At 41.2% G+C, this 16,025-nt stretch carries 3 protein-coding genes; all 3 read right to left on the minus strand.

Annotation, left to right across the window (positions count from 1 at the left end):
- Positions 1 to 4 precede the first annotated feature (4 nt).
- Complete coding sequence (locus T7867_RS06970; RefSeq protein WP_322300010.1) at positions 5 to 2,665, minus strand: hypothetical protein; 2,661 nt, start codon at positions 2,663 to 2,665, stop codon at positions 5 to 7.
- 313 nt (positions 2,666 to 2,978) lie between these two features.
- Positions 2,979 to 9,905 (minus strand): LamG-like jellyroll fold domain-containing protein, encoded by a 6,927-nt coding sequence (locus T7867_RS06975; RefSeq protein WP_322300011.1) that lies wholly within the window; start codon positions 9,903 to 9,905, stop codon positions 2,979 to 2,981.
- Between the two features lie 233 nt (positions 9,906 to 10,138).
- On the minus strand, positions 10,139 to 15,805 hold the full coding sequence (locus T7867_RS06980) for a T9SS type A sorting domain-containing protein (RefSeq protein ID WP_322300012.1): 5,667 nt from the start codon (positions 15,803 to 15,805) through the stop codon (positions 10,139 to 10,141).
- Positions 15,806 to 16,025 lie beyond the last annotated feature (220 nt).

The following is a 16,025-nucleotide window of genomic DNA, read 5'->3' on the forward strand; positions in this document are numbered from 1 at the left end:
CATCCTAGCCTAGTGGAACTTGTCGCGTTGTGGCGCTAGTATAGGTATCGTCTGGTGTGAGCACCAAGTAATAGGCATGGGTGTAGAACCCGTCTGCTGAGGTTAATACGTTATCGACACCGTCAAAATCTAGGGCTGGATTAAAGTTGATGCTGTTAGAAAGATACGATGGAACGGTGCCTGAGCTTCCTGTTGCATTGTTGCCAGAGGCTAGGTCTTCCCAAGACGTTACTTCTCCTGAGGTAGAATTAGGTCCTAAATCTGCCTTCAACCATAGGGCAAGGTTGGTACTTACTCCACCTGGCCCACAATCTATGTATCCTGTGCCAAGCGTAAAGTATTCCGCATCATCTAAGTCAACATCGAAAAAAGTAAGCGTTGACCCGTTGACTACACCTCCCGTTATTATTTGTGCATTTGAGAAGTTACCTGCCGAATTGTTAGCCGCAATTAAGAGGCTATAATCTGAACTAGTTGGGCTACCGCTAAAGGTAACTTCGTTAAGGTCGAATGAAATATCAACCGTGCCAACACTGCCATTCTCAGAGACCCTCCAAACTCTATCCACTCTATTGTTAATGATCGATGGCACATCTGATGCCTGACTAAGGTCATCAGCGTTGCCACCGTCATTTCCCCAAATCAACCAAGTGTCGTTTGCATTGAAGCTAGCCCCATTATCTATGGTGATTACAGAACCATTGTTTTCGCTTCTAGATTTCTGCTGTTCGAATTCTGAGTTATCATCTCTTCCAATACCCGCTATATCATTATTGTACTCCAAGTATCCTCCTAAACTGGCATTGAGAGTAGTATTGAATATGATTTCTCCTGATGAATTGACATAATTTATCGGGGTACCTTGATTTAATGTTACGCCATACTTAAGAGCTAGGTAGCTCTCAATTTTGTTTCTGGTAGAAGCAGTAAAGCTTCCGGGCTCATTGCAGTATATGAACTCAGGAATTTCACCTCTAAAGGAGTTGGCATTTGAATTTGAGCCATCATCGTACCTTTGGGCTGCTCCAGATCTTCCTAAGTTGATATCTCCTGTATGGGAAAACAATAACCCAATATTTGGAACAGTTCCGATTATCTGACCATTGAGGTAGGCCCTAAAGCTACCAGATATAGAGGAGTTTCCTTCAAGCTCAAAAGTGAGTACGTACTCAGTATCGCCAGTAATAGAGATACTAGAAGTGTTGTCTCCAGTATTCCATGGAGCCCCTGTGCCATCACTTGTTCTGTTCCAAGCATGTGTGAAAAGTGATCCATTTCTTATATAAATATTAATGCCTCGGTTATCATCTCCCTGCTCATAAAGTACTTGCCTTGTGGTAACATCACTGTCTGTTCTAAATACTAAGGATATGCCCTTATTCTCATAACTACTTCCATTATTGTTGAAGTCTGAGTTATTGGAAGTGGTTAATCCTCTATCTGTACTTGTAAAGTCGGCTGTCTGATTGAAGTTGATGTTAGAAGTGGAGCTTCTGTAAATAGGAGAGGTTACACTGGTTGTAAAATCATGATTGCCTATCCAGTGATCTTGCCAATCGGTGATGGTGGAACCTTCTGTAGAAGTTGTAACGTCTGCTGTTTCATTGGCTTTTAGCCAAGTTGAAAGAGCGGCTTTGTATCCGCCAGGACCAATTGCTGGAGTCAAGCAATCATCTGCCGATACAGCAGCGGAAACACCTGCGACTAAATCTAGACCTGAAGCTGCCGCAGAGGTAGTTGTAGGGAAGGTTGAAATGTCAGTAAGGTCATGATCGGTATCATTAGTATCATAGGCAAATAGAGAGTATCCATAGATTATTTGCCCGGCAGAGATACCTAATTCTGTAAATGAAACTGCCACTCCTTGTATTACTTGGCCTGGTTGGCCAGCAATAACCCCAGTATTCAATAGAGGCAAAGGGTTTTCGCCCACGGTTTGCCTTCTTAAAATCAAGTAGTCGTCATAATAGATACCCGATTGTGGCCAGTCGGAGTCTACAATGTCTACCATGCTGCTATATGCCGAAGGATTACCGTTGTTGTCTAGAGCGGTAATTGCGGCAATTTTTATACTGTCATTGCCACCTCTTTCTATTACCGGAAAAACAGCGCTGTCAGGTTCGCATGTAACTATTCCAGTTCTCCAAATAGCATCTACTCTTTCTATTTGTGCTTGAATACTTCCAGAAGCTTGGTTGTCTACATTTACTAGAATATTGTCATAGCCACTGATTAGACTTCCTGTTTGATACAAGGCATCAGCATCTTCTACCTCTTGTCCATCCATTATAAGCTCTGTAGTACCAAATAGTAGTGGAACGTCTATATCGATGAGCGTATACCAGATATTGACAAACCTTCCGCCATCTGTTCTTCTTAAAACCAAGGTGTCTGGTTCTAGGGAGTTGGCGTAAGTTCTTCCAGCTATAGTGTAGCTCACAAGATTGTAGTCATCACCTCTACCATAGCTTACATCGTAAGTTTGTCCTGAGTTGATGTCATTACTTGCATCACTAGGTGCCGTAGCGCTGTAAGTGCTATTAGGTGGATTTACTACAGATACTGTATAAGATGAAATAGCTGTTTGGGAATAAGCATAATTATCCCATGACTCGATTAATAAAAGAGCGAGTACTGTACACAAATACTTTCTTAAATGCTGCATAAGGAACAATTAATGTTCTAACTACATTCAGAAATGTGCTTTGTATAAGTATTAAGCCTGAATAAAGGTCGGAAGTATTTATAATGGTATTTTTGTAGGTATAGTATAATATACCTAATAATGCCGAATTAGTTTTAGGATTATATGACTATTTCTTACTTTTTGGTGTGAAATGCAAAAAAGTGTATTTGAAAGAAATGATTATATAAAGTTTCTATCAATGAAGGTTGGGTATGTTATTTCATCTGAATATATAAAAAGCCTCAGAATATTATTCTGAGGCTTTTTATATTGATTTTGTATTACGTGCTAATCAATGTACTACAAGTTTCAGGGTGAAAGTCTTGTTTTGAGAGTCAGTGATTTTAATCAGATTCAGGCCTCTATTTAGACCGGAGGTTGGTATAGTAATAGTTTCACCTCGTAATGATAGTAGTTCTTCTTTTTGATAAAGCTGGGTTCCTTTCATATCAAAGACCCTAATTTTCACTTCTTTATTCTGATCTACCTTGTACTTGATATTTACCGGAGTACCTATATTAACTGGATTAGGATATAGAGTGAAATCTATATTGAAAGTAGTATTAACAAATACAGACCTTATTTCAGTATACTCGAAGCCACCATTAAAGTCGGTCTGCTTAAGTCTATAGTAGCTATAGCCTTGGAACGGATCGATATCTGCAAATTGATAAGTTTGCACTCCCTCAGAATTTCCGGCTCCATTTATTGTGCCTATAGGTCTAAAGTTTTGACCATCTTGACTGCGTTCCACAGTAAAGAAAGAGTTGTTGTCTTCAGAAGCTGTAGCCCATCTCAATTGAACTGTTCCGCTTTCCGAAGCATTTACGGTAAAGGATATCAACTGTACCGGTAGGGCCGCAATTTCTTCCGAACCAAGAGTATAATATTGACCATTACTAAAGTCTACTGTAAAGGTTACGGTATTGTTTGTTCCATTAAATGAGGTTGGAGATATCAAGGTTGTTCCCGATGTAAAGTCCCCATCGTTGTCTACCATTAATCTGAGTTGACTCAAGTTGTTGGTGCCTACTCCAAGAGGGCCAGAGATATCATCTAGATCGAAAGTAACCTGAATACTACCTACTGTACCAGTTTCCTGAACCTTCCATTCTCTATTTAGCCTACTCTTAACCTGTGAACTATTGAACTCTCGATTGTTTGGATTCTCAATAGCTGCGTTGTCATTACCAGATACAATGAAACTATCATCAGTACCAAAACCACTAGGAAGGCTAAAGGTAACTAAGGCATCACTATTTTCGCTTCTAGATGTAGTTTGCTCCAAGCAAGACAAATCATCTCTACCAATTCCAAAAATGTCATTGTAATAGGTTGTTCCTTGTCCATCATAATCCCAGATTACACCACCGTCACCAGCTCTATAGTCTCTTTCGTCAATACTTCCGGTACTGCCGTCATCAGAGCCATTTCTTGTCAATCCATATTTGATGGCCATGTATGATTCTACTCTGCTTCTTTCGTCAGAATTAAGTGCTGATGAGAAAACTAAAGTTTCAGCAATGTCGCCAGCAAATTGAGCTTGAAGATCTTCATTAAAGTGATTTCCTATTCCAAATCCAGTAGCGCTTCCAAGGGTGGCGCTTCCAGTTCCACTTCCTACAGACTCTGAATCTACATATAGGTTTAATGCAGTTCCATTTTTTACAGAGCTAACAAAGTGTACATTATTATCATTATAGGTTCCAGTTGTCTGTGCTTCGAAACCGTTATCTGAATCGGCTTCTAACCAGATGGTTCCTCCTTGCATACCCATTGACCAGTCGGCAGAGCCAGCATTTCTAGAGCTAATCAAAACAGGTGAGTTTAATGCATCCTCATCAGTTCCTTGAGATTGACCTGTTTTAAATACTGAGAAAAGTGTAAAGTTCCCTGTCACCGAATTAGACGTTGTTCTCAAATAAGAGGCGTTAGATGAGTTAGGGTCGGTGAACCTAGCTACTGGGTTAAAGTTGATCTCATTAGTCTGATAAGTAGGTTCAATAGGTAAAGCGCCATCTAAAGTTTCGAGCGAAGCATTAATCTGCGGAGAGCTCTGATCATTCCATTGCAGAATGTTGTCATTGTCATTAGCCAAGGTGAAACCAGCGTCTGAATAAGCCTCCGCATTACCCTTGAGCCATAAAGCAATATTTGTGTTTACACCACCAGGACCACAGGTTTTATAAGCTGTACCGATAGTGAAGAATTGGCCATCGGCTAAATCTATACCTGAGAAGGAGAGAATATTGCCGTTGAGCGTGCCGCCAGTTATTACTGTGGCATCGGCCATTGTAGAGGAGTTGCTTACTAAAAGAGAGAAATCTTCTTCGTTACCGCTGTATCCTAGGCTGGTTAAATCAAACTGCAGTTCGGTATTACCTACTTCTCCAGTATCATTAACACGCCACACTCTTGTCATTCTTTCAGCTATGGCATTTGGCACATCAGAAGTTTCTGCACTTGCTTGTGCTGTAGCACCATTATCATTACCCCACATGAGATAGTCTCCTGAATCGTCAAAGCTATTAGAGTTTTCCGCGTTTGTATTTGCTATCTCTTGTAGACCTATTGCCAAAATATCATCAGAATTAACACTAGTAGACTGCTTTTGACTGAAGCAAGCGTCATCGTCTCGCCCAATTCCAGCCACATCGTTATGATAGGTTGCGTAATCTGAAGCATCCCATATAATTGTACCATCAGCTCTTGTGTAGTCACCTGCGGTGCCACCGCCAATGTTGTTCAATGTCATTCCATATTTAATAGAAAGGTAAGATTGAACCCTGTTGTGCTCTGCGTCTGTAGGGCGTGTTGAGAATGAAATAACTTCAGCTATTTGGCCATCGTAGTGTCCATTAACATCAAAGGCATTTGTAGCAACAAAACTACCAAGCTCGTAGTCTACATCACTCGATGTAAGGAACGTGCCGCTATTAAGATCCGCAAGCTGGCGACCATTCACATGCATTTCTGAGCTTGTTCCTCCAGCGTTATCTCTCACAGCCATTAAATATGACTCGTTAGCATTAACTGTACCAAAGGTGGTCTGTGTTATTCCTCGTCTCCATCGTGTTCCTGAGCCTCCAATTGCATGAGTAATGACCTCACCTGAAAACGCACTTGTAGCCGAACCCAAGATAAGACCGCCAAAATCATTGGTTGCCCCTGCAGGTTCATCGAAACCAATAAGTACTTCATTAGTGCTTGAACTGTTTTGAGTACTATCTGGGTTAACAACCATGTAATAAGCTCTGGTGTGGAAGCCTGCTGCGCCAACCATTTGCTCTGTGTTGTTTTGGTCGAAGTTTACTGAAGGATTATAGTTTAAAGAGTTTTCTACATAGTTAGGCTCTGTACCTCCTGAACCTATTGCATCATTAGCTCCGGCTCTATCACTCCAAGTAGTGATTGATGCACCATCTGTTGTAGTGCTAGTTCCCTCATTTGCCTTTAACCACAAAGCAAGGTTTGTAGTTACTCCACCAGGGCCGCAATCTGTTCTTGCTGTTCCAATGGTAAAGAATTGACCGTCAGTAAGGTCTACGTTGGTGAAGGTTAAAACCCCATCTTCTAAAGAGGCTGCAGGAATAATTGTACCAGAAGCCATGGTAGAAGAATTTGAAACAATTAGGTTGAAATCACTTAAGTTGGTACTATAGCCTAGTCCTGTAATATCGAATTGAATGGTGGTAGCTCCTGTGTTACCAGTGTCTTGCACCTTCCAAATTCTCTCCATTCTTTCGGTAACTACTCCCGGAACATCTACGGTGTTAGCATTTGCTTGGTCGGCAAAGTCTCCATCATTACCCCAAATCAAAAAGTCTCCATCGTCAGCAAAGCTGTTGGTATTGGCATTGTTAGAGACTTCAATTCCTCCAAGCCCCATGGTGACTATGCTATTGGCATTTTGGCTTCTAGACTGCTTTTGCTCGAGACATGAAAGATCATCTCTTCCAATTCCAGCTATATCATTGTTATAGGTAGCGTTAGTAGTAGCACTCCAAGTAGTTGTTCCATCACCTCTTACGTAATCTCTTCCAGTTGTTTGGTCGAGCGTTATACCATATTTTATAGCCAGATAGGACTCAATTCTATCGTTCTCCGCATCTGAAGGTCTTGTGGAGTAAGAGATTAACTCTCCAATTTTACCATCGTAAAAACCAGTGAAATTGAAGGCGTTAGGAGTTTCAAACCTACCGAGTGAGTACTCTTCATCGCTAACTGAAAGGTAGCCGCTCCCAGATACGCTGTTGCTTACAACAAGGCCATCTTGTCTAATATCTGCAGCCGTTGCTCCAGCATTTTCCCTTACCGTAAACACTAATGGTATGCCTGAGCTAATGGTTTTACTATTGTTATTTTCTCTCAACCCATAACCGACAGTACCATTACCCACAGTGTGAGAGAGTACATCATCAACTCCTCCATATATTCCACCTATAGCAAAACCACCAATGCTGTTAGTTGGAGATGCTGTTCCATCGTCAAACCCTAAAGGCACTTGATAGGTTGATGCACTAGTGAAATTGTCATCTGGGTTGACTACTAAATAGTATGTAGCGGAGTGAAAACCACTTGTTGAGGTTAAAACCTCATCTATTCCATCAAACTCAATAGCAGGGTTAAAATTAATATTGTTGGCAGTATAGTTTGGAGAAGTGCCTGCTCCAGTCGCATCATTACCATTTTCACTTTGGTCTTCCCAGGAGGTTACTAAGCCTCCTTCGGTTGTAGTATTTGTTCCAGCATCCGCTTTTAGCCATAAAGCCAAGTTAGATTCAACCCCTCCAGGTGAACATCTGAAAAACTTAGTCCCTAAGGTAAAGTACTCACCATCATCTAGGTTAACCCCGGTAAATGTTATTGTATTTCCATTGAAGGTTCCGCCTGATAGCACAGTTGCATTGGAGAAGTCTGCATCAGTTGTATTTCCGGCAATAAGGAGTGAGAAGTCCGCTGCATTTGAGCTAAGACCTAAACCAGTAAGATCAAAAGAAACTGAAGTGGTAAGCACTTCATTTTCCTCAGCAACTCTCCATACCCTTGTTAATCTGTTCTGAATGGTATCTGGCTTGGTAAGCACACTGCTTTCGGTTAATGCTCCTCCATCATTACCCCAAATTAGCCAAGTGTCATCAGTACTTATGGTTGCTCCTCTGTCTATGGTTACAACGCTACCATTATTTTCACTTCTAGAAGCGGGTTGATCTAGCTCAGAAGCATCGTCTCTACCTATTCCAGCAATGTCATTATTGTATTCAAGGAATCCCCCTAAACTAGCATTTTGAGTAGTGTTGAAAATTATGGCTCCATCAGAATTGAAGTAATTAATTGGAGTGTTTTGGTTCAGTGTAATGCCGTACTTAATAGCTAAGTAACTTTCAATACGGTTTCTTTGAGAGGCTAATATTTGACCAGGTTCGTTACAATAAATCAACTCTGAGATTTCTCCTCTGAATGAATTGCTATTAGTGTCTGTTCCGTTTGCAAACCTATTGTTGCCTCCAGATCTACCAAGGGTTATATCTCCGGTATGAGCATAAAGTTGTCCAACATTAGAAATTGAGCCAAAGCTTTGACCGTTTAAGTAGGCGGTGAAAGTACCAGTTTTACTTGAGTTACCGTTTAGTTCAAAAGTTAGAATGTATTCTGTATTAGCAGATATTGATGTGCTAATAGTTTGGTCTGTATCGTTCCACGGTGAGTCAGAACCATCTGATGCCTGTCGGTTCCAAGCATGTACATGCAGAACACCAGACTCTATGTAGAAGTTAAGACCTCTAGTGGCTCCTCCTTGCTCATAAATTACTTGCCTAGTGCTAACATCTGTAGTGTTAGTTCTTAGGGCAAAATTGATAGACTTTTTCTCATAGACATCTGTGTTGAAGTCTGAGTTGTTTCCTGTTGTAAGGCCTCTATCGGTGGTAGTAAAGTCTACGGTAGGGTTAAAGTTTATAGATGATGTGCTACTGCGATAAATTGGTGCGGTACCATCGGTTGTAAAGTCATGATTTCCTAGCCAATGATCTTGCCAGTCGGTAACGTTGCTACCTTCTGTAGAGGTAGTAACATCGTCACTTTCATTGGCTTTAAGCCATGTTGCTAGGGCAGCTTTATAGCCGCCTGGTCCCTTAGTCTCAACTAGGTTATCATCGCTTGCAACTGCAGCCGAAACACCAGCAACTAGGTCGAGCCCAGAGTCGTCAGATTTAGTGTCACTTGGGAAGGTAGAGATATCAGTTAGGTCAATGCCTGATTTTACGGTCTGTGAACCGGTTGATAATATATCATTAGTATCCGTTACAAAGCCATTACATACATCTGCAGAGAATAAAGAATAGCCATAGATGCTTTGATTTGCCGAAACTCCTAATTCAGTAAATGATACCGCCACTCCTTGAACAGTCTGTGCAGACTGCCCTACTAACGTTCCAATATTAAGTAAGGGAATAGGTTCAACGCCTGCAGTTTCTCTCCTTAAAATCAAATAGTTGTTGAAGCTTTGCCCCGTTCCGGGCCAAAAGTTCTCTGGAATACCAACTAAAGTTCCATAAGAAGCAGGAGTACCATCAGCATTTAGACTAGTAATAGCGGCAATAGCAATATTATCATTTCCGCCCCTCTCAATTACTGGAAAAACAGCGTTATTTGGCGTTGACGTCTGTATTCCTTGATACCATATTACATCAACTCTCTCAGTCTCAACTTGAATGCTACCACCAGCTAAGTCATCATCGTTCACTAGAATGTTGTCGTACCCAGCATTCAGTGTTCCGGTTTGGTAAATAGCATCGGCATCTTCTGTGGGAGTTGGATTGATTAATAGTTGGTCTGGGTCTGTCGCTGTATTTATGGAGTTAAGCGTATACCAAATATTCACTAGTCGATCACTAGCAAGTCTCCTGTTGAGAACAAGCGTGTCTGGACGAAGAAACCTGTCGAAAGTCGTTGAAGAGACAGTGTATGAGGCAACAGCTATGTCATTTCCTTGGCCATACAGAATATCGTATGGGCTTGAAGGTGTTATGGAATTACTCGCATCTGATGGTGCAGTAACATTTACTGTAGACGATGTAGCTGCAGAGCTGTTGACGGTAATATTGCTTATTACAGTTTGAGCTTCAGAAAAAATTGGAAATAAAATGACCGCGATGAAAAAAGCGAGTCTTCTTCGGTAGTTAGTGCCAGTACTTAGGTGAGCACATGAATGTGCCATATAGTTGCCCTCAATTAGCCCCTTAAAGGGAGTCTACTTAATTATTAATCTGGTTAAGCAGTTGCATGGCTGAACTGCGGTGGTGCTACATGCAATTCCATGCCAAATCGATAGGTTGTGGTCGTAGGCGCAAAATTGCAGGATTTATGGCAAAAAACTATATGTCAACAAGAAAATATTTTCCCTATATGGGAAAGGGCATTCATATTCGGGAAAAGTAGACTTGTTTAGAATTATTGACTTATCACGAGGCGCTTAGTGAGTTTTGTTCCGTTTGCAGATTCAATTACTACCAAGTAGATACCTTCAGAGAATTCATTCAAGGTTGTTGTAAAGACTGATTCATCACTGTTAATCGTTTCCTTTAGCATCATTCTTCCTTTCAAATCATAGATGATTAGAGCTCCAGACCCCACTTCAGCCGGAATCAAATAATCTATACTCAAGGTTCCATTCTTGGAAACAGGGTTAGGTCGTAAGCTCAAGCGGTGTTCAATTTGGGACTTGATTAACACTCCTTCTATAGGCGAATAGGTGTGGTTTCCATTATAGTCCACTTGCTTTAGACGGTAGTAGCTTCTTCCTGTAAAAGGCTGCCTATCTATGAATCTATATTTTAGAATTGAAGAGCTATTTCCTGCGCCATCAAGGTCTCCAATAGTTTCGAAAGACTCTCCATTGGAGCTTCTCTCAATATAGAAATAAGCATTATTATCTTCCGAAGCAGTTGTCCAGCTCAAATGCACTTGGCTTTGAAGTGGTGTTGCTGAGAAGGCTAGAAGCTCTATAGGCAGGGCACCTTCTTCTTTAGACCCAAGGGTAAAGAACTGACCATCAGTAAAGTTTCTACTAAAAGTCACTTTTTTATTGACGGCATCTATAGATAGTGGTTCAACTAGAGTTACACCGCTAGTAAAGTCTCCATCGGCATCTACCATTAAAACTACCTGATTTAAGTTATTGGTACCAATACCAGATGGCCCCGTTATGTTTGCCAGATCGAAAGTAATTGTAGCTGAGGAAACGGTACCTGTCTCTTGAATTCTCCACTCTCTGTTTAACCTACTTTTTACTTGAGCCTTATTGTACTCTCTATTACTGGCATCTTCCATGGCAGCATTGTCATTGGCCCACATCATGAATGATTTATCCGAATTAAATGAGTTCACAGACATGGTAACAATAGCATCGTTATTTTCGCTCTTAGATTTTGTCTGAGTTAAACAGCTTCCATCATCTCTACCCACACCAGCAATATCGTTTCTATAGGTTGTATTTTCATCCCAGTCGAAGAATTGGGTTGTACCATCTGAGGCCAAGTAATCTTGTTCAGAAGCACTTAAGCCTGAAACAGTTCTGGTTATTCCATATTTAATAGCTAGGTAAGATTCTACTTGCTGCTTTTGCGTACTGGTGAGCTCACCGCTAAATACTATAACTTCACCTATTCTGGCACTAAGCTGAGCAGGAACTTGCGTTGCGCCATTTGCACCAGAGTGATTACCTAGCCCCCATGTTGATGCTGCATTAAGGCTTGTGTTTGAAGATGTACCGCTTCCCACACTTGCAGAATTAGCATATAGCTCAATGGCTCCTGAGGCAGCTTGCTCTCTGGTGAAAGTGGCTATAATCGGTTCTAAAGTATTGTATAATGGAGAGGTACCAGATTGGGCATTAAAGCTATTGTTGTTGTCAGCATTAACGTGCAATCTACCATTGTACATGCCGAGACCATAGTCAGTATTTACAGAATTGGACCCTGTACTAATAAACACCGGTGAGTTGTAAAAGTCATTACTGCTTCCTTGAAACTGACCCGACTTGTATGCCACTACCACAGACATATCTCCAGTTACACTATGAGATCCTGAGGTTTCCATGAATACTGCATTGGTGGAGTTAGGATCGTAGAATCTGATAGCAGGATTAAAATTCATTTCGTCTATTTCATAAGTAGGGTAAACCAAATTGGCTCCTCCTAAACCTGTTGCACTCGCATTGAATCCATTGCCACTTTGATCTAACCAACTGGAAACAGTGTCTCCATCTACCGTTTCACTAGTCCCTTCATCTCCTCTAAGCCAAAGCTCAAGGTTGGCACTGACACCACCCGGGGAGCAAGAACTTCTGGCTGTGCCTAAGGTGAAATAATCTCCATCTGAAAAATCTACATTGCTGAATGTGAGTACATCACCATTGAAAGTTCCCCCTGAATAGGTAGATGCCGCAGATAAGTCTGGCATGGTTTCTCCAGAAGAAGCTATGATTAGCTGATAATCTGAAGCAACTCGGCTTGAATAGTTGGTCAAACCAGATAAGTCGAATGAGACAGCCACATCTTCTACGGTTCCTGTTTCTTGTACTCTCCAAATAGGATCCATACGTTCGGTAACTGTTCCTGGAAGTTGGGTAGTAATTGCTGCACTATTTGGGTCTGATCCATCTGAACCCCAAATGAGGAATGAATCATCGACACTAAAGCTATTGGCATTGGTAGCATTACTCGTAGCAATGGCTCCTATACCCATTGTAATGATACTGCTCGAGTTGACACTTTTAGATTGCTTTTGTTCAAAACATGAATCGTCATCTCTTCCTATACCCGCTACATTATTGTGATAGTCAGAATTGGTAGAATAAGTCCAGATTATACCATCGTCTGATGCCACCAAGTCTCCTTCCGAAATACTTCCACTTACTGTTTCTCCAGAAGTAGCGTCTCCATCTCTGTTTGTGCTTATTGTTATTCCATACTTAATGGATAAGTAACTTTGAACTTTAACCTCTTCTAACGGAGTCAGAACATCAGAGAAACTAATAATCTCGGCTATTTTTCCATAAAGGCCCTGGTTTAGATCTTGATTTGCTCCTAGTGCATACCCCTCTGCTGTAGGTGTTGGATCTAAATATGAGTTTTGGTATCTGGAGGTGTTTAGAATTTCACCATTAAGCAAAATGTCTATTGTGTTAGCATCTCCATCACTTGCCACGCCCATTATATAAGTACTGTCAGCCTTCAATACTTTTGAATCATCTACGTATTGCTGATATGTAAAACCTCCACCGAATATGTAGTGAGATATTAGGTTGCCTTGGTCTGCTGATTGCCCTAATGCAGTTAAGCCATCACCAAGATAAAATGCTCCTCCTCTGTTGTTTAAGCCGTAACCAATAGGGGATTGAGGGTCTGTTTCATCCTCAATATCGAATTCAGGCGTTACTACAAGGTAGTAGCCTTGTGTGAAGAATCCCGAATTGCCAATCATGGTTTTATTTCCTTCATCAAATTCTATTGTAGGATTGAAGTTGATATAGTTAGATCTAAATTTGGGTTGAAAAGTAGAGTTGCTTTGTGATGCATCGTTTCCAGTGCCTGCAAGATTAACCCAAGAAGAGATTTTAGTATTGTCAGTATTTCCACTTGGTCCTAGATCAGCTTTTAGCCATAAGCTCAAACCTCCTATACTTGTTATACCCCCAGGGCCGCAGTTTGTATTAAATGTAGTTCCAAGGCTAAAAAATTGGCCATTACTAAAGTCTACATCGCTGAAGGTTAAGGTATTTCCACTTACTACTCCACCAGTTATAATCTGTGCTCCTGAGAAGTTGCCAGCTGAAGAATTTCCGGCAATAAGTAGGCTATAGTTACTTCCCGTAAATGTAGTGCCAGTTAGATCGAAGCTCACATCTACTAGGCCTGCACTACCAGTTTCAGCTACTCGCCATACACGATCTACTCTTCTGCCAATATTAGTAGGCAGATTACTTGTTGTGTTGTCTTCAAAATTGGCGGCATCATTTCCCCAAATTAAAAATGTATTGTCCTGAGGGAAATCAGTATCTCTTTCCATAGTAACAATGGTGCCATTATTCTCACTTTTAGACTTGAGTTGAGAAAGTTCTGAGGCATCATCTCTGCCAATTCCGGCAATATCATTATTGTAAGTTAAGTACCCGCCAGCAGCAGTGTTCAGAGTGGTATTGAAAATAACTGCTCCGTCAGAATTTAGGTAGTTGATAGGGGATGGGCTTTGGTCTAAAGTAATGCCGTACTTTATTGCCAAGTAGCTTTCTATTCTTCGTCTTTGGGTCAAAGGAAATGACCCTGGTTCATTGCAGTAGATAAACTCTGGAATTTCACCCTCAAATGAGAAGGCACTACCAGAACTTTCTCCATCATTGTATTCAAGGCTTTCCGTAGCATCTGATGACCCAAGGGTAACATCTCCTCCTGAGTGATCGTAAAGTAGGCCAACATTAGAAAGTGTACCGAATTGTTCACCATTCAAATAGGCCCTAGCAGTACCGGTGGTTGTACTGTTTCCATCTAGTTCGAATGAAATGATATACTCTGTTTCCGTAGCTAGACCAGATACAGAAATAGTATTAACTGGTGCACCTGTGTTCCAAGGTGAGCCAACACCGCCTCCATCAGAAGCTTGGTTCCATGCTGTTACATGGAGAGTAGAGCCATTAGTATGTATGTTTATTCCTCTAGTCCCATCTCCTTGTTCAAAAATGACCTGCTTTCCGCTTAGTGTTGCAGGTGTTCTGATTAGTACATTGATTCCTTTTTTGGTGTAGAATGATGCATCATTAAAGTCTTCATCGGGATCTGATGTCATAGCTAATGAAGCACTTGCAAATTCTACCGAAGGGTTAAAGTTTACTAAAGATGAAGTGAGGTTGTAAGTGGGTGTACCTTGGTCGGTACTAAAGTCATTGTTGCCAACCCAGTGGTCTTGCCAGTCTGTAACACTGGCACCTTGAGAGGCAGAAGAAGTAACCTCATTGGTACCATTACGATCTACCCCATTGGCCTTTAGCCAAGTGGCCAAGGCAGATTTATAACCTCCAGGGCCCACGGCAGGAGTTAGGCAATCATCTGAAGACACTGCAGCTGTGATTCCAGCAACTAAGTCTAAGCCACTGTTGCTTGCTAAAGTGGTATTGGGAAATGTAGTGATATCAGTAAGGTCGTGAAGAGATGCGTCTACATCTGAGGCAAATATTGAGTAGCCATAAACCACCTCATTGGAGGCAATGCCTAGGTCATCGAATGAAACTGAGACTCCTTGAACTGTTTGTGCACCCTGACCAGGAACATAAGTTCCTATATTGGCTATGGGTAGTGGATCTTCACCTACAACCTGCCGTCTTAGAATAAGGAAGTTATCGAAAGATTGACCTGTTCCAGGCCAATCACTATCTTGAATCAGCACTAGGTCTGAAAAGGCATCTGGTTCACCATCGGCATTTAGTGAAGTAATGGCGGCAACTTTTACCTCATCGTTTCCTCCTCTGTCAATAACTGGAAAAATGGCATTCTCTGGTGCGCAAGTTACAATTCCTGTTTTCCAAATAATGTCCACACGTTCAGTTTGAGCTTGAATTGCCCCTAATCCTTCATCATCAGAATTTACAAGAATGTTATCGTAACCGGCATTTAAGTTTCTGGTAAGATAAACGGCATCAGCATCGCTTACTGCATCTGGCCCTAAGTTCAAGCTTCCACTTGTTACTAGCGGATCATCGATTAGTTCATACCAAATATTTATAAAACGGCTTCCATCAGTACGCCTAATTGCCACAGTATCTGGGGTTAAGAAATTATCGAACGTTACACCAGATACAATGAAATTATCAACGGTAATATTCCTATTGGTTCCCTGACCATTGTTTACATTGTATGCTGCTCCGGGGGTCAGGTCGTTGATAGCATCACTTGGAGCTGTTGTGATGTAAGTTGTTGAAGTGCCTGCTGCCCCAGTAACATTAATGGTACTTATTGGGGTTTGCGCTAAGAGCCCATTAGATGCAATTAGTATTACCACCAGAACAGCAGTAAATTCTCTTTTTACCACTTGCGAAAGTATATATGTTAATAGCTTGGAAGCCATTTTTTTGTTCACGTTAAACCATAGGTTTATAGGCAGTTAGCCGCTATGGTTACTAACCAGTTTTTAAAATTTCAATAAAAAGACTGAATTCTTAGATTGATATGAACTGCAGATTATTTGTGGTGAACTGCAGTTGTTTGTGTGAAAGGGACGTAAAGATGAAGAAAATTAAATATATATCCACAGGTGGAAATATATTTTTTGGCTTTTCGCTAAATGA

Origin of the sequence: Roseivirga spongicola, assembly GCF_034376045.1 — a bacterium.
Lineage (GTDB): Bacteria > Bacteroidota > Bacteroidia > Cytophagales > Cyclobacteriaceae > Roseivirga > Roseivirga spongicola.

Excerpts from the sequence above, each read along its gene's own strand:
- T7867_RS06970 (WP_322300010.1), bottom strand. The coding sequence starts at position 2,665 with ATGCAGCATTTAAGAAAGTATTTGTGTACAGTACTCGCTCTTTTATTA.
- T7867_RS06975 (WP_322300011.1), bottom strand. The coding sequence starts at position 9,905 with ATGGCACATTCATGTGCTCACCTAAGTACTGGCACTAACTACCGAAGA.
- T7867_RS06980 (WP_322300012.1), bottom strand. The coding sequence starts at position 15,805 with ATGGCTTCCAAGCTATTAACATATATACTTTCGCAAGTGGTAAAAAGA.